Source organism: Deltaproteobacteria bacterium (genome assembly GCA_016874755.1).
In the GTDB taxonomy this organism is placed as follows: domain Bacteria; phylum Desulfobacterota; class Binatia; order UBA9968; family UBA9968; genus DP-20.
In genome coordinates this window covers 25,187-44,913 of record VGTH01000023.1, presented here as the reverse complement: position 1 = coordinate 44,913, position 19,727 = coordinate 25,187, and the positions used below count along the sequence as shown (strand labels likewise).

19 protein-coding genes are annotated in these 19,727 nt (G+C 57.5%); 15 read left to right on the top strand and 4 right to left on the bottom strand.

Annotated elements, in window-relative coordinates:
* The first annotated feature begins 2 nt into the window (after positions 1-2).
* From FJ145_15025 to FJ145_14995, 7 genes are all read left to right on the top strand, one after another.
* On the top strand, positions 3-998 hold the full coding sequence (locus FJ145_15025; protein MBM4262730.1) for a DUF3834 domain-containing protein: 996 nt from the start codon (positions 3-5) through the stop codon (positions 996-998).
* Positions 991-1,311 (top strand): hypothetical protein, encoded by a 321-nt coding sequence (locus FJ145_15020; protein MBM4262729.1) that lies wholly within the window; start codon positions 991-993, stop codon positions 1,309-1,311. Before FJ145_15025 ends, FJ145_15020 begins: the two co-directional genes overlap by 8 nt.
* Before the next feature lie 291 nt (positions 1,312-1,602).
* Positions 1,603-2,136 (top strand): hypothetical protein, encoded by a 534-nt coding sequence (locus FJ145_15015; GenBank protein MBM4262728.1) that lies wholly within the window; start codon positions 1,603-1,605, stop codon positions 2,134-2,136.
* A 177-nt stretch (positions 2,137-2,313) separates the two neighbouring features.
* Positions 2,314-4,218 (top strand): ATP-binding cassette domain-containing protein, encoded by a 1,905-nt coding sequence (locus tag FJ145_15010; GenBank protein ID MBM4262727.1) that lies wholly within the window; start codon positions 2,314-2,316, stop codon positions 4,216-4,218.
* 43 nt (positions 4,219-4,261) lie between these two features.
* Entirely contained in the window at positions 4,262-6,931 is a 2,670-nt protein-coding gene (gene polA, locus FJ145_15005) for a DNA polymerase I (protein MBM4262726.1), read from the top strand.
* Between the two features lie 38 nt (positions 6,932-6,969).
* Positions 6,970-7,914: an ABC transporter substrate-binding protein gene (locus FJ145_15000; protein ID MBM4262725.1), complete on the top strand. Its 945-nt coding sequence runs from the start codon at positions 6,970-6,972 to the stop codon at positions 7,912-7,914.
* A 100-nt stretch (positions 7,915-8,014) separates the two neighbouring features.
* Positions 8,015-8,248 carry a hypothetical protein gene (locus FJ145_14995; protein MBM4262724.1) on the top strand — a complete coding sequence of 78 codons (234 nt, stop codon included), beginning with the start codon at positions 8,015-8,017 and terminating at the stop codon, positions 8,246-8,248.
* A gap of 280 nt (positions 8,249-8,528) precedes the next feature.
* Here the strand turns inward: FJ145_14995 and FJ145_14990 are convergent, their stop codons facing one another.
* Positions 8,529-9,572, bottom strand: coding sequence for an ABC transporter substrate-binding protein (locus FJ145_14990; protein ID MBM4262723.1), 1,044 nt, complete (start codon positions 9,570-9,572; stop codon positions 8,529-8,531).
* A gap of 150 nt (positions 9,573-9,722) precedes the next feature.
* On the opposite strand from FJ145_14990, the gene FJ145_14985 reads away from it, so the two are divergent.
* The 8 genes from FJ145_14985 (at position 9,723) to FJ145_14950 (ending at position 15,984) form a co-directional block, all read left to right on the top strand.
* Positions 9,723-10,571 (top strand): hypothetical protein, encoded by an 849-nt coding sequence (locus FJ145_14985; protein ID MBM4262722.1) that lies wholly within the window; start codon positions 9,723-9,725, stop codon positions 10,569-10,571.
* A gap of 111 nt (positions 10,572-10,682) precedes the next feature.
* Entirely contained in the window at positions 10,683-11,408 is a 726-nt protein-coding gene (locus FJ145_14980) for a hypothetical protein (GenBank protein ID MBM4262721.1), read from the top strand.
* A gap of 103 nt (positions 11,409-11,511) precedes the next feature.
* Positions 11,512-12,012, top strand: a complete 501-nt coding sequence (locus tag FJ145_14975) for a flavodoxin family protein (protein MBM4262720.1) — start codon at positions 11,512-11,514, stop codon at positions 12,010-12,012.
* A 39-nt stretch (positions 12,013-12,051) separates the two neighbouring features.
* Positions 12,052-13,113: an amidohydrolase gene (locus FJ145_14970; GenBank protein ID MBM4262719.1), complete on the top strand. Its 1,062-nt coding sequence runs from the start codon at positions 12,052-12,054 to the stop codon at positions 13,111-13,113.
* A 58-nt stretch (positions 13,114-13,171) separates the two neighbouring features.
* Positions 13,172-14,185, top strand: coding sequence for an LLM class flavin-dependent oxidoreductase (locus tag FJ145_14965; protein ID MBM4262718.1), 1,014 nt, complete (start codon positions 13,172-13,174; stop codon positions 14,183-14,185).
* Between the two features lie 67 nt (positions 14,186-14,252).
* Positions 14,253-15,083, top strand: a complete 831-nt coding sequence (locus FJ145_14960; GenBank protein ID MBM4262717.1) for an NAD(P)-dependent oxidoreductase — start codon at positions 14,253-14,255, stop codon at positions 15,081-15,083.
* 120 nt (positions 15,084-15,203) lie between these two features.
* The gene (locus FJ145_14955) at positions 15,204-15,443 is read left to right on the top strand and encodes a hypothetical protein (protein MBM4262716.1); all 240 of its coding nucleotides are present in this window, start codon (positions 15,204-15,206) and stop codon (positions 15,441-15,443) included.
* 121 nt (positions 15,444-15,564) lie between these two features.
* Positions 15,565-15,984 carry a TIGR03618 family F420-dependent PPOX class oxidoreductase gene (locus FJ145_14950; protein ID MBM4262715.1) on the top strand — a complete coding sequence of 140 codons (420 nt, stop codon included), beginning with the start codon at positions 15,565-15,567 and terminating at the stop codon, positions 15,982-15,984.
* Positions 15,985-16,197: 213 nt separating this feature from the next.
* Here FJ145_14950 and FJ145_14945 read toward each other — a convergent pair whose 3' ends face one another.
* From FJ145_14945 to FJ145_14935, 3 genes are all read right to left on the bottom strand, one after another.
* A complete protein-coding gene (locus FJ145_14945) occupies positions 16,198-17,184 on the bottom strand; it encodes a glutathione S-transferase family protein (protein MBM4262714.1) in 987 nt (328 codons plus the stop codon).
* A 139-nt stretch (positions 17,185-17,323) separates the two neighbouring features.
* Entirely contained in the window at positions 17,324-19,006 is a 1,683-nt protein-coding gene (locus tag FJ145_14940) for a GH3 auxin-responsive promoter family protein (protein ID MBM4262713.1), read from the bottom strand.
* Positions 18,988-19,725 (bottom strand): hypothetical protein, encoded by a 738-nt coding sequence (locus FJ145_14935; GenBank protein MBM4262712.1) that lies wholly within the window; start codon positions 19,723-19,725, stop codon positions 18,988-18,990. Before FJ145_14935 ends, FJ145_14940 begins: the two co-directional genes overlap by 19 nt.
* Positions 19,726-19,727 lie beyond the last annotated feature (2 nt).

Here is a 19,727-nt window from a genome sequence, read left to right as displayed (position 1 = left end):
AAATGATCAAGCTTCTCCGAATTATTGTTTGCAGCTCTCTGATATTCCTCGGCGGCGCAACGAAACTCTTCGCGCTCGACAAAATCCGCATCGGCATGGGCGCGTTGAGCCCCACCAATGCGCCCATCTGGGTCGCCGAAGAGCGCGGCTTTTTCAAAAAACACAACCTCGACGTCGAAGCGATTTTCATCGGCGGCGGCGCCGCCCGCGCCGTCAACGCCTTGGTTGCCGGCGATATTCAGTTCGGCAGCGCCAGCGGCGGTCCGGTGATCAACTCGATCCTTAAAGGCGTTGACATCGCCATGGTCGCGGCGTTGAACAACAAGGGCGTGCACCGGCTCCTGGTCCGCTCCGATATCGACACCCCCGAAGCGCTCAAGGGCAAGCGCATCGCCATCACCGCCTTCGGCACCGCGTCGCATACAGTGCTCTCGTTGCTGCTCAACCACTGGAATCTGCGCCAGGAAGATATGAGCGTGCTGCAGATCGGCTCGTCGCCAACGATGCTGATCAGCTTGCAGAAAAAAGTCGTCGACGGCGCCGTCCTCACCGATCCGTCGTATTTTATCGCCGAGGACAATGGCTTTCGCGTGCTCGCCGACCTGGCAAAGATGAACATCCATTATCTGCAAAGCATGCTGGTGGCCAACCGCGCCTATCTACGCGCCAACCGCGATCAGGCGACCCGCGTCATGCGCGCCTACGTCGAGGGCATCGCCTATTTCAAACGCAACAAGAAAGACAGCGTGCGCATCATTCTCAAGAAAATGCGCATGGAGGCGGACAAAGAAAAATACGCCGAGCGCACCTGGGAACAATACGCCAACGTTTATTTCGAGCGCGCCCCCTACCCCTCCGTCAGCGGCATCCGCACCGTGCTCGATTCCCTGGCCAAGGAAAACCCCAAAGCGCGCGGCGCCGAGCCGCAGCTATTCGTCGACAATACGATTTTGAAAGCGTTGGAGGACGGCGGTTTTATCAAAGCGCTCTATGATTAATTTCGCCGCTCGGCCCATAACGGCGTGGCTGCGGACCGCACTCGTGCTGCTCGTCGTGAGTTCGTGTGACCGCGGCACCACCTTGGGGTCAGAGCTCCCGGCTGAGGTCAAGCAATTTCAAGAGTCGCGCGATCTCTGCGATCACTTTAGAGGCGAAGAAGGCTACGATGCCGAGCGGCGCGAGTTCTTGCTGAAACAGATGAAGACCCACTGCACGGGGACCGATGAGAAACTGCGAGCATTGCGCCGCAAATATCAGAGCAACCAAGCTGTTCTAGAGCAGCTTAAGAAGTACGAAGATAAAATTGAATAGCGAACAACTGGCCAGGAGGGCACCGCATTGAGTGTTATCACAGCATCGGTGGGAAAAAACGGCGCGAATCGAACCGATGTCCGCACCGTGCAAACTCTGCTTAACAAACATCGCCGGCAGCAACCCTGTGCTGCACACCGTCGGCGCATACTACGGTGTGTTCAAGCTGCTCTCCGATCCGCCGCACTGGTCGGTCGACGGGCGTTGACGGACGCGCAACACATGCTGAAAGGTATTTAGTGGAGAGTTCGTGATACACAAGAACGTAGTGCTCTCTTCAGGAGGTAATTCATGTCCCTCGTTAACGACTTGACCCAATCGCGCAAACAACATTTCACCGCTTTAATTCTCGACAACGAAGTCACTGTCAGCGAATTTGTCACCGAGCCGCCGCTGCCCTGGGCGCGCATCGTCCAGGTGGGTGGCGTGTTCGGCATTGCCGCCGGTTACCCGAAGGAACTCACCACCGCGCTGGGTAAAGCAGAGATGCGCAATTGGGATCAGGTCTCGCTCCCGGGCATCAACAGCACAATCCCCGGTCTCGCCGACGCCATCGATTATTTCGTCATCGGCAACAACGCCGGTCAGGGCGTGCCGCTGGCACAAGCCGTGCCCCAGGCTTTACGCGCAGCGCGCGCTGGAATCATTTACGCCAGCAGCCTACCAGAGCAGAGTGTTTACGAATTGCTCGGCTACCGCAATTTTTTTCGCCGTAGCGAAACCACCGCGCGCTTACTCGCTTTAGCGGAGCGCGCGAATCGTTCCCTCGCTCTCTATTTCATGAACACGATTCAGCACAATGAAATGAATTACAATGACCCATAAACCGCTGTGGGCGCAAAAACCGGGCACAGTCACTTCCCCAACGGCGCCAGCGTCACCTCGATCCCCCAAAGCCAGCAGCACCAACTCCAGAGAGTTCTTCGATAACCGCCTCATAGATGAAATCCTACGCTAGAAGCGCTATCTTGGGTGATTGACACTTACGCACAATGATCCTTCATGCCCCTACTCCACCTCGATAACGTGTCGTTGGCCTACGGCCATCTGCCGCTCCTGAAACACGTCGACTTTCAGATCGACCTGGGCGAACGGGTGTGTTTGATCGGCCGCAACGGCACCGGCAAGACGACGTTAATGCGCGTGATTACCGCCGCCGCCGCGCCCGACGAGGGAGAGGTGTGGCGCCAAGACACTTTGCGGGTCGCGCATCTCGAACAAGAAGTGCCGCCGGATACCGACCAAACCATCTTTGAAGTCGTCGCCAGCGGCCTGGGTGAGCTAGGGTCCCTTTTGAATGAATTTCATCATGCAACCCACGCAGCCGACACGACCAGCGCAGCGGCGATGCACGGTATCGCTGCTTTGCAAACCCGCATCGAGTCGTCCGGCGGCTGGAACGTCAACCAGAAAGTCGAGACCGTGCTGACTCGATTGGGTCTGCCCGAGGAGAAAAAGCTCGCCGATTGCTCCGGCGGAACGCGGCGTCAGGTAATGCTCGCTCGCTCGCTCGTCAGTGAGCCCGATCTCCTACTGCTCGACGAGCCAACCAACCACCTCGACATCAACGCGATTACCTGGCTGGAAAAGTTTCTGCTCAACTATCGCGGCGCGCTGATTTTCATCACCCACGACCGAACTTTAACCCGTCATCTCGCCACCCGCATCGTCGAGCTGGACCGTGGTAACTTAGCTTCGTTTCCCGGCGATTTCGATGGCTATCTGCAAAAAAGGGACGCGCTGCTCGAAATCGAAGAGCGCGCCGCGGATAAGTTCGACAAGAAACTCGCCGAAGAAGAGGCCTGGATTCGGCGCGGCGTCAGGGCACGACGGACCCGCAACGAAGGGCGCGTGCGAGCATTGATGACGATGCGCCAGGCCCACGCGGCACGCTTGAAAGTTCAGGGCAGCGCCAGCTTCGGCATCGATGCCGGCGATATCTCCGGCAAACTGGTCGTCGATCTGCGACGTGTCAGCTTCGCTTACGACGACAACATTGTCGTCCGCGATTTCTCAACCCGCATCATGCGCGGCGACCGGGTCGGTATCATCGGTCCCAATGGCTCGGGCAAAAGCACGCTGCTCAAATTAATTCTCGGCGAGCTTAAGCCCACCAGCGGCCAAGTGATCATGGGCACGCGCTTGCAGCTTGCCTATTTTGACCAGCATCGCCGCTTGCTCGACCCGGAGAAGACCGTGCGCGATAATTTGAGCGACTCAAACTATGTTTCCGTCCGCGGTCGGAATCGCCATGTGATCGGCTATCTGAAGGACTTTCTCTTTCCGGCCCAGCGCATCGACTCGCCGGTCGCGGCACTCTCCGGCGGCGAGCGCAATCGCCTCCTGTTGGCTAAAATATTCACTCAGCCGGCGAATATGCTGGTGCTCGATGAACCGACCAATGATTTGGATGTCGATACTCTAGAATTGCTTGAAGAATTGTTGGCGGACTACGAAGGGACTTTGCTGCTCGTGAGTCATGACCGCAGCTTCCTCGACAACGTGGTCACAAACACGCTCGTTTTCGAGGAAAACGGCAAGATCGGCGAATACGCCGGCGGCTACGAAGATTGGGAGCGCTACCGTCAGTATGTTACGAGCCAGCAGGCAGAGACGGCGAAGGCCGCTCGGCCTGCGCCGGCCAACGACAAGCGCAGCGCCGACAAAGCGAGCGACAAGCCACGCAAGCTCACTTACAAAGAGCAGCGCGAACTTGAAGCATTGCCTGAGAAAATCGAAACACTCGAAGCTGAGCAAACCGAGATTCACGCGCGTATGGGCGCCGCAGATTTTTACAAGCAGCCGAGCGACAAGATAACCGCCGCGATGGAACGTCTGGAGGCCGTGAAAAGCGAGCTCGAAGCATGCTATGAAAGATGGCAAGCATTGGAGGTCGTCGCCTCTTAAAGATCAACTTTAACAAAGTTCAACCACCACATAAGCCAATACAGTGCCGCCCAAAACCAAAGCTAAGAAATTAAGCAACAGCACTGCGTCAGCCAAGACCTCCAGCGGCGCGCGCAAAGTTATCCTGCTCGATGGTCATTCCCTCGCCTTCCGGGCTTTCTTTGCTTTGCCTGAGACACTCGTAACGGCTTCTGGGCAAGTGACCAACGCGGTCTTCGGCTTCACCTCGATGTTAATTAAGCTGATGGCCGATGAAAAACCAACCGCTGTGTTGGTTTGCTTCGACAAGGGTGCGCCGCAGTTCCGTCTCGACAAGTACAAAGAGTACAAAGCTGGCCGCGCTGAAACCCCGGAACACTTTCGCCAACAGATGCCACTGATCCGCGAGGTCTTAGGAGCACTGAAAATCCCGCTGGTGGAGCTGCAAGGCTTTGAAGCGGATGACTTGCTAGCGACGATTACCAAACGCTGCCGTGACCACGGCGATGAAGTCATCGTCGTAACCGGCGACCGGGACATTATCCAACTCGTCCGAGAAGGCGTCGAGGTCATCATGACCCGACGTGGCATTTCGGACGTGATCCGTTATGACGAGCCAACAGTCGCCGAACGTTACGGCGTCACGCCGGCGCAATGGCTCGACTTCGTCGCGCTCAAGGGCGAAGCGGCGGACAACTTGCCCGGTGTTCCCGGAGTCGGCGACAAGACCGCCGCGCAACTTGTTGTGAAATACGGCGACATTGAACAAGTCATCGCCCATGCCGGCGAGCTCACCCCGAAATTGAAAGAATCGCTGAAAGCCCACGCCGATCAGGTGCGCATTAATAAAGATTTGGGCCGCCTGCTCGACGACGTGGAGCTGCCGCTCGATCCGACGGGCCTAGAATTACAGCCGTGGGATGACGAAGAGGTCCGCAGGGTTTTTACGTCACTAGAATTTCGTACGCTGCACGATCGACTCAAAGCGCTCAACCTTCATCGCGTCACGGCCGCTCCCGCTTCGGCGGTTGAACTCACAATCGCCGATCTCACCGACAAGAAGGAGCTGACTGGTGAGGGCGCCACCGCGATCGCCTGGAGCGATCAATGGGTTGCGCTTTGCAACACCGAAGGAAAAGCTCTCACCCTGCCGTCTTCTAAGGCCGCGGCGGAGCTTGCAGACTTCTTGCGCGATGCCAAACGCCCAAAGGTTGCGCACGACGCCAAGCCACTTTTCCGCAACGCTTTGAAGTCAAGCCAAGAGGTCGCGGGTCTTTACTGCGACACCAAGGTCGCGGCCTACCTTCTGGAACCCGGCTCCCCTTCCGGCTATTCCCTGGAAGAGGCAGCGAGCCGCTACCTCGGCATGAACCTGCATCCGGCCAATACTGCGTCACCCGGTGAACAAACGAGTCTCGTCTTCGACAGCGACGATAAACAGCAAGCGGCGCGTCAAGCCGTGGCACTGCACGCGCTCGCGCCAAAACTTGAGGAGCAGCTGCGTGCCAACGGCACCTGGCAGCTAGCCGTGGAATTGGAATTTCCCCTCGTCGGAGTGCTCGCGCGCATGGAGCACGCTGGAATCCTTATCGACAAGGCTTATCTCAAAGAGCTCGACGAAAAACTCGGCAAAAAATCCGTTGAGCTAGAGCGTGCAATTCAAGCGCATGCCGGCGAGCAGATCAACGTCAATTCACAGCCGCAGCTGCAAAAAATTCTCTTTGACAAGCTAAAACTGCCGAAGACGCGCAAGATAAAAACCGGATACTCGACCGACGCCGGTGAGCTGGAAAAACTCAAAGGCAATCATCCCATCATCGACGCTTTGCTCGAATATCGAGAAGTTGCAAAACTTAAGACCGGCTTCACCGACATGCTGCTTGAGTTAATCGACAAAGAGACCGGTCGGATTCACACCACATACGACCAGGCCATCGCCGCCACCGGCCGCCTTTCTTCGACGAATCCGAACCTGCAAAATATCCCGATCCGCGATGAGCTGGGCCGGCAAATCCGCCGCGCGTTCGTCGCGCCACCGGGGCATGTCCTGCTGTCGGCAGATTATTCACAAATCGAGCTGCGCGTGCTGGCGCATCTTTCTCAGGACGAGACTTTTCTCCAGGCATTCCACCAGGGCCACGACTTCCACGCCGCCATCGCCTCGAAGGTCTACAACGTGCCGATCGCCGAAGTGACGCCCGATCAGCGCAGCCAGGTTAAGCAGTTCTCCTACGGCATCGCCTACGGCATGTCCGCGTTTGGCGTTTCACAGCGCCTCGGCATTGAGGTCGGCGCGGCGGCGCAATTCATCGAAATGTATTACGCTCAGTTTCCCAAAGTGAAAGCGTTTCTCAACACGCAAGTAGACCAAGCCAAAATAGACGGCTATACCACGACCATGTTCGGCCGGCGCCGCTACCTGCCGGAGCTGCGCTCGGATAATTTTCGCATGCGCGCCATCGGCGAACGCATGGCGCTCAACACGCCCATCCAAGGCAGCGCAGCGGATATTCTCAAACGAGCGATGATCAATGTCGACCGCGCGCTGCACCGGGAGCCCATCGCCAAGATGCTGCTAACGGTGCACGATGAGTTGGTATTTGAAGTTCCGAAGGAAAATCTTAAACAGGCCCACTCGCTCATCGAAGAAGAGATGTCGACGGCAGCACAATTGAGCTGCGGATTAGTGGTCGACATTCATGTTGGGAACAACTGGGCGGAAGCGCATGCGTGAAGAAGGCAATAGGCATGAGGCAACAGGCAATAGTCTGAATCGGAATCGGAGGAATTGTCTTGCAGTTTCGAATTGCTGCGGTTGATCTCGTTAGTAACACTTGCTTTCCGTGTCTGGCTGCGGACGAGCTGGGTTACTTCAAAGCCGAGGGGCTCGATGCCCGCATCGAGCTGGTTGCCATGTTGGGCGCCACCAAGGCACTGCGCGATGGCAGTGCTGACGCGATGATCGCGGGCTCGGTCCACGATGTGCTAACCGAGTTTCCCAACTGGAACGGTGTCAAGATCGCTGTTGCGCTGTCTCAAGGAACGCCGTGGCTACTGACCGTGCGGAAAGATTTGCCAGCGGCGCGCGGCGACTGGAGCGGCTTGAGGGGCCTGCGCTTGACCGCCGCCGAAGGGCCAGACCTCGCACTCAAGCAAATGCTTCGTATTGCCAAGATAGACCCGCAAAAAGATTTACAAATTATCGAGCTGCCCGGCGCCAAGAAGCGCGATGTCTCCTTCGGCGTCTTCGCTGCCCGTGCGCTTGAAGCTGGCCAGATGGACGGCTTCTGGGCCAACGCAATGGGAGCTGAAACTGCCGTCTCGCGTGGCGTCGGCAAGGTGCACATCGATGTGCGCCGCGGCGACGATCCCGGCGAAGTGCGCCGCTTCACATTCGCTGGCATGGCTACCACAGACGCATTCATGCAGAGCGAGCCCGAAACTGTTGCCGCCGCCGTGCGCGCCATCGTCAAAGCGCAAAAGGCGCTGCGCGCCGACCCCAAACTCGCTGCCGCAGTCGGCAAGAAAAAGTTTCCGCCGGACGCCGCTGCGCTAATTGCCAACGTCGTCGAACGCGATGCGCCGTTCTACGATCCGTTTATCTCCGAGGAATCAATTGCGGCGATGAACCGCTTTGCCATGTCAGTGGGCCATCTCTCGGGCCCGGTGCCCTACGAACAGGTGGCGGCGGTAAGATACCGCGAGCTGTGGAAGTAAGCTCTAAGAAATATCTCGCGCAGAGACGCAGAGTGCGCAGGGCTTGAAACCTGTTTTCTCTGCGATCTCTGCGCCTCTGCGCGAGGTCATCTTCTTGCCGATGACGCACTGTTCACACGCTAATCTCGAACTCCTCCCCGAGCGCAAAGAAACCCTGCGCTGCCGCCATTGTCATCTCACGATTGCCGCCGATGAAATCGGCGAGGATGGTTACTGCCCCGAATGCTTCGATGCCACAAAGGCACGGCGTGCCGATTTCGAAAAGATCACCCACGACAGCGGCAAAGTTCGTTACCGCTGCGAAGACTGTGGCGCCCTCATCGAGAGCGCCTAGTGTCGTATCGAATTTTAGTTGTGGGTTTTAGCCCTGACGTTGAAACATCCCTCTTTGGAAATGATGCGGGTTGGCTCCGATTTCCCTCTTTGGAAAGAGGGGTTAGGGGAGATTTCCGGGGCGTGGGTAGAGAGGCTCATGATTTTCCACATCCTCAAGGGGCGATCGGTGGGAATTTCTCAAGCGCGTTGAATGCAAATCCCCCTCGGTCCCCCTTTTTCAAAGGCGGAAGACGGGAGTCGTTATCACCGCATTTCTGTCCCATCGCACTGAGGACATCTCACTGATACAACGACTTAATAAACCCGCTGTCCTCCAATGGCCTGATCAAGCTGTTGTCGATGAACGAGTTGGGGTCTGCGCTCTTTGCTTTGGGAAAATCCTTCGCAAGAAACTCCAGCACCGTGCGCGTACCGGAGACCGATGGGTACGGCGCGGCTTCGATGTAGTGCTGTGCATAGAGCTGGTAGGAACGCTCCAGATAATTCTCTTTCCCCTTCTCGATGCGCATCTTCTTCATCAAGATTTTCATCGACTCGTCTTTGTTGCGCTTGAAAAACGCTGCCCCTTCGACAAAACCTCTGATGAATCGGCTAGCGGCATCGCGGTGACTGCGCACCCAGGCGCGTGACGCCGCGACGACGTTTTGCAGGTATTGGATATCCAACGCCACCGGATCGCCGAGCGTCTTAAAACCGCTGTCCTCGGCCATGAAAAACGATGGATCCTGCAAAACCGCGGCATCGATGCCGCCCTTCTGCAAATTCACCAGCATGACCGGCGAGGAACCGAGCTGCGCTACCGCCACGTCATCAGGATTGAGCCCCCACTTGCGAAACATGAGCAGCATCGCGAGATGCCCCGACGAGCCCAGCGCCGTCACACCAACTCTTTTGCCTTTGATTTGCTCCGGGGTTTTGATGTCGGGCTTTACAATCAAGCGCTGGATCCCTTTATTATTGCCCGCCGCATACATGGCCACGTCCGCGCCGCTGAAGTTGGCGCTGATGATCGCATTGCCGCCGGTGGTGCCGAATTGCAAATCGCCCGAGATCACCGCACTCACCGAGCGCGTCGCGCCGCCGCCCACCACAATCGCTTCGACATCGACGTCATGCTTCTTGAAAAAGCCGCGCTCGTCGGCGATCCACACCGGGCTGTTGGCAAGGCTAATCGCGGAAAAGCCCACGCGTACCCTCTCGGCTCCCAGCAGCTGCGAAGGAATAGTGAGCAATACCAGCAATAGCAAGCAAGTAACGCTAGTAAATTCGATCCCCTCACCCGCTTCCGGGAGAGGGTTCGGGTGAGGGCCCAAACGCGCCATATGACGGTCCTTCCTAAACCAAAAGTTAATCTCTTTTGGTTAACACCTCTCTCGCTCAGCTGCAAAGAGGCAGCCCTTTTCCCCTTGCCGATGCCAGCCGCTTCGGCTACCGTGAGGCCAACTATCACTCCAACATAGGGAGAACAAAAAATGGAAGAACGTCATTTTGACAACCAAATCGACTGGCCCGAAGGCAAACGGATGGCGGTATTCTTGAGCTTCGACTTTCAAGGTGGCGAAGACCTGCGGCCGAACAAGGCCGGCATCATGAATCACGAAGAGTGGACCCAGGCCGAGTACGGCCCGCGCACCGGCATCTGGCGCATTCTCCGGCTGCTCGACGGATTGGAAGTCAAAGCGACGTTTCTCACCTGCGGCGGTATCGCCGAGCGCTATCCCGATCAAGTCAAAGCCATCGTCCAGCGCGGCCACGAGGTCGCCGGCCACGGCTACCATCACGAGACCGCACGAGACCTGACCAAAGACGAAGAGCGCGACGTCATCCAACGCACGACGGCGATGATCGAAAAACGCACCGGCAAGCGGCCGGTAGGCTGGCGCTCCTGCACGCAGAGCCCCAACAGCATCGAGCTGCTGATGGAGCATGGCTACCTCTGGAACAGCAACTCGTTTTCCTACGATCTGCCCTTCCTCTGGGAGAAAGAAAAGCATTCGCTCGTCGAGCTGCCGCGCCAGCCCTTCGGCGACGGCCGCACCTACAGCCACCGCGACTCGGGCAACAAGAACGACACTCTGGTCATCTGGAAAGGCATGTTCGATGACTTTTACGAAGAATCGAAGTTCGGCCCGACCTTTTGCCCATTCCAATTCCATCCCTACATTTCGAGCCGCCCAGGCCGCTGGAGTGCATTGCGTGAAATCATCTCGTACATGAAAAAGCACGAGGGTGTCTGGTTCGCCAAAGGCAGCGAAGTGGCAGAGCTAGCACTCAAGCTAGGAAACAAGAAACCGGTACTGAGGGAAGCTGTCGGCTCGTAAAGCAAATTGCGTAGGTTGGGTTAGCGCAGCGTAACCCAACAATTCCGATTCCAACTAAGCAGGGCCCGGTGCTGAAGCGCTGGGCTTTGCCGTTTTAGGAAGGATCACTCAATGGCAAACCCAATCAAAATCGGCTTTCTCGGCTCGAGCTCCCCTTCAAGCTCGCACCACGCGAGCTTCAAGAAATTCATTCCCAGCGACATCGATTTTACCTTCATGCAGGAGCGCGGCGAGAACGCGTCCCTCTACGACGCCAAGGGCAAAGTCGGCAGCTTGATCGCCCAAGCAAAAGAACTCATCGCTGAGCGCAACTGGAATGGCCTGATCATCAGCGGTGGACCCAAGGAAGCGCTGAACCCGTCCATGTGGGAAGAAGTGAGCGCCGCGCTGCCGGTGCCGGTGTCATTGGCGCTGCGCTCCTCGGTCGCAGCTCTGACTGCTTTTGGCGCTAAACGCATCCTCTTGATGACGCCGGTGGATGATCAGTTGAAGCAAATGTACCGCGACTACATCGCGCGGTTCGGCATGGAAACTTTCTTCCCGCCGCAGATCTTGCGCGCCCACACCGACGCGCAAAAGCTCACATCGCGCGACGTCGAAGAGATGACACGCAAGGCGCTCGGCGAGTATTCCAATGTCGATGCGATTTATTTCCAGGGCGCCTTGCTCGACCCCATCCCGATCTTGGAGAAAATGGAAAATGAGCTAAAGCTGCCCATCATCGGCAGTAATGCGGCGATGCTCTGGCTGGTGCTATCCAAGCTGGGAAAGCGTTACTCGATCGCGGGTTATGGTAGGCTGCTCTCCTCGTGGCCAGCGGTACCGGGGCCGTTCTGACAAGCTCGGAGGGCGGGTTTCAAACCCGCCCCTACGGATTCCGAACTTTGCGTACTCTGCGTTCTCTGCGGTTAAATTTCCGGTTCCGAATCTTTGTGTTTAGATCAGCACAATGAAAAAACTGCTCATCGTTTTTCATTCTATGACCGGCGGCACACTGCAGATGGCCGAAGCTGCCGTGCGTGGCGCCGCAGCCGAATCGGAAGTGGCTGTTGACCTGCGCCACGCCCGCGACACCGATTCCAGTCATGTGCTTTCATCGGACGCCTATATTTTTGCCACGCCGGAAAACCTCGCGATGATGTCGGGCATGATGAAAGACTTTTTCGATCGGACCTACTATGACGTGCTGGATCGCATCGTTGGCCGCCCCTATGCAACCCTGATCTGTGCCGGCAGCGACGGCGAAAACGCCGCCCGCCAGATCGCGCGTATCTGCGTCGGTTGGAAATTGAAGGCTGTTGCCGAACCCACCATCGTCATCACCCACTCACAGACGCCGGATACGATCCTTTCCCCAAAAACGGTTGGCCCCGATGATCTGGAGCGTTGCGAAGAAATCGGCGCAACCCTTGCAGTCGGCCTAGCGCTTGGGATTTACTAAACACGAACCGCCACCAAGCAAATTCAGGAAGGAATCGCCATGGGAGCCATCGATGCCGACGCTCATGTCATTGAGACGGTGCAAACCTGGAGCTATCTCGACCAAGCCGATCGACGCTTCACCCCCCAACTCATGACTCAAACCTCCGGCGCCAGCCTTTTGAGCAACGAAGGGCGGGTTGTCCCGGACTTTTGGGTGATCGAAGGGCGGGCGCACGGCAAGGACCGCAACGTTGGCACCAATACCTCGAAGGAGTCGCGCGAGATGCTCAGCGTCGAGGCGCGCCTTGCCCACATGGACAAGCTTGGCATCGAAATCCAGGTGCTCTACCCGACATTGTTTCTCCGGCCCATCGTGCAAGACGCCGAGCGCGAGCGCGCGCTGTGCAGTTCCTACAACCGCTGGCTTGCCGATCTGTGGCGTCAAGCGAAAGGCCGACTGCGCTGGGTCGCTAAACCGGCTCTTAAGCTTCTGGAGAAAAATCCGAATGCCGTGAGAGACGAACTGGCATGGGCAAAAACCAATGGCGCCTGCGGCATCTTCATGCGCGGTCTCGAATGCGAGCGCGCGCTCGGCTCGCCCTATTTTTATCCGCTCTGGGAAATCGCCGGCGATCTCGGTCTGCCGATTGGCGTCCATTCGGCCAACGGCAGCTTTGTGCATCATGACTTTTTCACCGACGACACGTCTTTCACTAAGTTCAAACTCGCGGTGGTCGGCGCTTTTCATACCGTCCTAGAAAAAGAGCTGCCGAACAAATTCCCCAAGGTGCGCTGGGGTTTCGTCGAAGTCAGCGCCCAGTGGGTGCCCTATGTGCTCAACGATCTGGCCGATCGTTTGCGCCGCCAGGGGCGCGCTTTTTCCGCTAGCGCGCTCGCCGACAACCGCATGTGGGTCGCGTGCGAGAACACCGACGACCTGCCCTACGTGTTGCGCCACACCGGCGAAGATTGCCTCATGATCGGCACCGACTATGGTCATCACGATCCCTCCACCGAGCTCGACGCGGTTCATCTATTGCGCCGGGACCAACGCATTTCCGATACCGCGAAAAACAAAATTCTTGAAAACAATCCGCGGGTTTTCTACGGCCTAAACTAAGGCGAACGGGCTCGCGCGGCTTTGATTTTCGCTCGATTCACGATATATCCGGCCTGGTATGAAATTTGGAATTTTCGACCATCTCGATCGCAACAATCTTCCTCTGCACGAGTACTATGAGGAGCGCCTCAAGCTCATTGAGCTCTACGAGCGCGCAGGCTTCTACGCGTACCACGTCGCCGAGCACCACTCGACGCCGCTGGGCATGGCGCCGTCGCCGAGCGTGTTTCTTGCGGCAGTGGCACAGCGCACCAAGCGGCTACGCTTCGGGCCGTTGGTTTACGCGCTGCCGCTCTATCATCCGATTCGTTTGATCGAAGAAATTTGCATGCTCGATCAGATCAGCTGCGGTCGCTTGGATATCGGCTTTGGCCGCGGCGCTTCGCAGATCGAAGCAGCCCTGTACGGCAACGATCCTTCCAAAGCAGAATTAATGTACGTTGAGGGCCTGGAATTGATCATGCGCGGTCTGACCAATAAACGCCTCGACTTCAAGGGAGATTTTTTCAAAATCGACGATGTGCCGATGGAGATCCCGCCGTATCAGAAACCGCATCCGCCCGTTTGGTATGGCGTGCACTCGCCGGTCAGCGCCGAACGCGCCGCCCGCCAGGGATTGAATATCGTCAGCCTCGATCCGGCGGATAAGACGCGCGAGTTTACCGATCGCTTTCGCGAGGTCTGGCGCCAAGCGCAGCCGGCTGACAAGAAAGCGCCGCTGGTCGGCCTGGGCCGTTTCATCTTTGTCGCCGAAACCGACGAGAAAGCTGCCGCCATCGCGCGCCGCGCCTATCCACGTTGGCACCAGAGCTTTAACTTTTTATCCCATCTTCGCGGCGGGCGCGGCCCGGTGCATCAACGGCCGGCAGAGTATGACAAGTTGCGCGAAGTCGGCCAAGGCTGCGCCGGCAGCCCGGCGACGATTCTCGAATTCATTCAAGACGAAATGAGCCAAGCGGGAACCAACTATCTGGTCGGACAGTTCGCCTTCGGCGATTTGTCGCCCGCGGAATACACCAACTCGATGGAATTATTTATCAAGGAAGTGATGCCTGTACTCGCGAAAACATGATTCACCACGATTGTCACTTGCACAGATTCTCATGAATACGAAACACTCATCGACGTAGGAGGATTCTATGGAAAAAATCGGATTCGTCGGCACCGGAGCCATGGGCACCGCATTACTGTCGCGTTTAAAACTCGCCAACGTCCCCGCTGTCTCTTTTGATATCGCGGCCAAAGCGCAAGAAGGCGCGAAAGCGGAAGGCGCCACACCGCTAAACTCCGCCAAAGAAGTAGCGGTGGCGAGCACCATCATCGATGTGGTCGTGCGCACCGACCAAGATGTCATCGATTGCTGTCTGGGCGCCAACGGCGTTCTTGAAGGCGCCGCGCCCGGCTCCTTGGTCTTGCTGCACAGCACCATCCGGCCGACGACGACTAAGAAAGTCGCCGAAGCCGCCGCCGACAAGCGCGTCAACGTCATCGACGCCTGCATGACCGCAGTGCCGCGCGTGGTGCGCGAGGGCGGCTTGACCTTTCTCGTCGGCGGACAAAAGCCGTTTTTCGAACGCGCCAAGCCGCACCTGAAAAACATGTCCAAAGACGTCGTCCACATGGGCCCGCTCGGCTGCGGCAACGTCACCAAGCTTTACAAGAACATGGTGACGGCCTCCGAAGCACTCATTGTCTGGGAAGCCTTGCAGATCGCCAAAGCCGGCGGCATCAGCGCCAAGGCCGCGCTCGATCTCATGCAAAAAACCCGCTCCGCCCACGTGCTCGACCGCTGGGAAGGCCGCTACGAGCTCGACGGCAACGAGATCAAGTTCAACCCCGGCACCAATCTGTATGACAAAGACCTGCCACTAGCAGCCGACGTCGGTAAAGCACTCGGCGCGGAGATTCCGGTCGTCGAAGCGCTGGCGCAGCTAGGAATCAAGTTGAACGGCGGCAAGGTAAGCATCTGAAGAAAACGCGGAAACGCGGAAAGCGGAAAACAGAATTTTCGGCATGGCAGCGTTGTTCGGTTGCTGCGAAAGGTTACAGTTTCCGCTTTCCGTTTTCCGTGTTTCATCGTTTGACCGAAAATGCGTTCTCGCAACTACCGCGGCTACCGGGTCGAATTCGACGCCGAACAAGATCGTCACGGCGATTGGATCCCGCGCGCGACCATTGTTTTCTTCGAGAAGAAAAAGGAAAAGCGCATTCCCATCTTCGGCCGGCGGCGCGGGACCTTTGACAACCAAGAAAAGGCGGATGCGTACGCTTTGGAGTTAGCAAAGATGTGGATCAACGGGCGGACTTGGGGCACCAATGGCCACGGCTAAAGCAACATGCTTCGACAGGCTCAGCATGAACGGATTTCTTAACCGGGTTTTGCTTGGTCCGTTCGCCCTGACTTTTTGAAGGGCTCCGAACCACTGTGAGCCAAGAATTTACGGGGGAAAAATGCAAATCGCCGACGCGCAGAATTTCCTAAAAACCAACCACCGCGCCTGCATCGCCGTGCGCCAGAAGGACGGCTGGCCGCAGATGACCTTCGTCACGCCGGGCATTGACGAGCAAGGCCGCGTCATCATCACCTCTCGCGGCACAACCTACAAAATCAAACACATCCGCCGCGACCCGCGCGTCTCGATGCTCATCTTCGGCGAACAATACAGCGGCTCGAAATTCGTCCAGATCCATGGCACCGCCGAGATCATCGATTTGCCGGCGGCCATGGACACGTTAATCTATTGGTACAGGCAAGTGCGCGGCGAGCACAAAGATTGGGAAGCTTGCAAGAACCAGATGCAGGACGAAAAGCGCGTGATCATCCGGGTCAACATCGAAAAAGTCGGCCCGCAGACGGTCAATCGAATCTAACCCGAAGATTTGCAAAAACGTCCGCTGGGACTTGTTCACCACGAAGGGCACGAAGGACACGAAGTTCGGAGAAGACTTTTTAAATTTCTTCTCTTATCTTCGTGTCCTTCGTGGCGAGTATCCCCTCTCCCAGTTTTGCGTGTTATGCGTTTTTTGCAGCCAATCTTTGATTGCGGCTGCGCTGCGCCGGGCTCTTTGTGGTTAATCGCTCTTCTAACTCTTACCCCCCAAAAGCCCGCGATCATGCGGCGCTTCTAGATGGCTCACGTCCGGTCCTAACGGCACAATTCCAGTCGGATTCACATTGCGCTGGCCGTAATAGCCTTTCTTGGTTTCTTCCAAATCCAACGTGTCTTTGATGCCCGGCCACTGGTACAGCTCGCGCAGGTAGTTGGCGAGATTCGGATAGTCCTGCACGCGCTTCAAATTGCACTTGAAGTGGCTGTAGTAAACCAGGTCGAAGCGCAGCAGCGTCGGAAAGGCACGCCAGTCGGCTTCGGTGATGCGATCGCCGGCGAGATAGCGCCGCTCGCCTAACCACTGTTCCATCTGGTCCAAGCAGACGAAAACTTTCTTTACCGCTTCATTGTACGCCTCTTGGCTGCGCGCGAAGCCTGTGCGATAGACGCCGTTGTTGAAATGGCCGTAGACGAAATCGTTGATGCGGTCGATCTCTGGACGTAGGTCAGCGGGATAGAAATCGTAGCTCACGTCGGTATGCGCGGCGAAGCCGGAGTTGAGCATGCGGACGACTTCCGACGACTCGTTATTGACGATAGTCCGCTTCTCGCGGTCCCACAACGTCGGCACCGTAACCTTGCCGGTATAGTTGCGATCTGCGGCGGCATAGACCTGTGACAACCGAAAGACACCGTCAGCCGCCGTCGTAAAGTCGTCAATCGTTTCGGAATAAGCCCAGCCGTGGGCCTTGGGCTTGTCGGCCAGCGACAGACTGATCACGTTTTCCAATTTTTTCAGCTTGCGAAAAATAATCGTGCGGTGCGCCCAGGGACAATTGTACGAGACGAAAAGATGATAGCGCCCTGGCTCGGCTTTGAACCCCGCGCTACCCGATGGGCCAGCACTGCCGTCGGCGGTGACCCAGCTACGAAACTGCGAATCGGCGCGCACGAACGCGCCCTTCGCATCGGCCGGAATCGTGTCGTCGTCGACCCATTTGCCATTCATCATGTGTCCCATGATAGTCGCTCCTTTCGGAATGTCTTGCGCAGAGACCCTGAGCTCGCAGAGTTAATCAATTTGTAGGGGCGGGTCTGAGACCCGCCCTGCGCAACTCTTCGTAGGGTGCGCCGTGCCGCAACGCCTTCTAACCAAATCATTACTTCGGAGCGACCGATGGCGTCAACGCCTCAAATCTTTCCGCCCACCCCGGCCAATTATGCATCACCGTCGGCTTGATGTCGCCGAGCTTTTGGCCCCGCGTCAAACATTCGCGCTCGTACAACGACCAGGCCGAGGCCGCGCTTGGCGGTAAGACCCGCACTTGAAGTCTCGAGAGCTGCCCGATTCGAACCGCGTAGCGATAGTAGGGATTGCCGTCGAATCCGGTCTCGATCTCCTCTGTCAGGTGTCTGATCTGGCCAGCAGTTAACACAATTCCCTGCAAATAGAGCCGATAACGGCGCACGCCGTTGTCTACGGGCACGAGCATCGAGAAACTCGGAGCTACCCCATGGCGAGCAAACACCTGGTCGAGCACCGCACGCACATGCATCTCGTCGAGTTTTTCGCCGACTAGATCGCTGACCCGATCGGCGCGGCCGACAAAGCGAAGCAGCGGACATTGATTTTCAAAACCGACAACCTCGACCATGTCACCCAATCGATAGCGATAGAGTCCGCCGCCGGTTGTGACCACGACTTGGTAGTAACCACCCTCTTCCAGTTGATGTGCCAGCTTCATTTCTCCATGCGCGTCGAGAAATTCGAAAAAGTGCGAGCGCAGCGCCAACACGGCACCCTTTCGACCGGCCAATGGGAACGACACGAACGCTTCGGTAGCCAACAGTCCCTTGGGTTGGATCGCGACGTGCCGAAACAGTTGCTGCAACTCTTTTGCGTAGCGTGCCGACGCTCCGTCGGCCCAGCAGCTAATCAACGCGAGCCGCGGCCAAATACGCCGGAGCTTCCAAGTCGGCGATTGATTCGCGCTCAGGATGACAGCAACCTCGTCGGCCCGTTCTTGTCGGCCCGTTTTGTTTGTTGCCAAGGCGGCGTGCAAATCCGCACACAAGCGCTCGGCGCCGCTGTCGAGCTGGGATAACAGAGCCGTCAAGAAAGTCGGACTCCATATGGAAATCAAAACCAGATCATCCGCGGCCAACAAGTGTAGCAGCGTTTGATAGCGAAATTCCTCCAGGTCGCTCACCTTTGCCAGCTCCGGTGGCACGGCGAGCAGCCGCTTCATGGCCCAGCACTCGGCCACTCCCAAATAGGCGGTGTCGTCGTCAAAGCCGATCGGAATCCCGCTCGGCGTCTTGCGCGACGGTCCCAGCGCCGGAGAGATGGACCAATAGGCGCGGCCCTGGCGCACGTCTGGATAGGACGCCATGAGATCAGCAATCCACGCATCGATGCCGCACTGAAACTCGGCGCGAAGAGGCGCAGTGTAGGGAATCAATTTTTCGCCGCCGCTGCTGCCGCTGGTGGGCTCAAGGAGCAAAACTTCTTGTTCTGTAAGAAAGCCTCTGTCCGCCTGGTTTGGGCAACCACAAGGGTTGCCCCTACAATCATTCGCGAGGCGACCGATGGCTGGGCGAAAATCGTCATAGGTTGCCAGCGATACGCGCTGCTGAAAGTCGCCGGGTGCACGGATCTCGGCAAAATCATGGGTTCGGCCGAATTCGCTATTGCGGTTTTGAAGGACAATCTGGCGCAACACTTGAGCCTGCGCCTGGGCGACAGCATGGGTCGCCCGTTGGAAGCGCCTGAGCTCAGCATGGCATTTCCACATCCAAGCGGTGTTGAGCCAGTACGCCGAGTTCATCCGAGCGCGCTCCATGCCGCCGCTTCACCGCGCAGCGGTCGCGCCGCCGCGAGCGAAAAGTTCTCTCGCGTGATCGGCGCGAGGCAACAAAGCTCATCGCCCTGACCGTGACCAGGGTTTCGCTCCTTGAAAAATCGAATATGAGGATCGCGCAGTCGCGCATCCGCAAGCTCGGCAACGCCACGACGAAGCCGACAACCCGATGGCTCGGCGCGCACGATGCCGCGCCACGGCTCGTAGAGCGCCGGGTATTTTTTCACTCCCAACACGTCGATGGTTTTCCGCGCCCACTCCGGCGTGACGGCGTCAAAGCGCGGATAAAACTCGCGAAAGAATACCGGCAAATAACGGTAAGTCTTGTAACCCTTGCTGATCAGAAACCAAAACAAATCCCGCGGCGAGTTGTCGTCGATCAAGCTCAAAGCCAACTGTCCCCAGGCCTGCGCCAGCACACTCTGTCCCCAGCAACCACGGTCGACGATCGTATCGCCAGAAAACAGCGCGCGAATCGGCTGCCCGCGCACTTCCACAGCGATCACCATCTGCGTCGAAAAGCCGCGCAACTCTTGTGTCCCTTGGTCAATGAGCTCGATGACCCATTGCTTCTCACTGAGATCGTTCTCGAAAGTCTCGCGCTTCATGCCCGCATAGTATTGCTCCATCAACGCGAACATCTCGTCGCGCCGGCGGCTCGCGACTTCAGCGATGGGAATTACCTGCGCGCGGAGTCTCATGG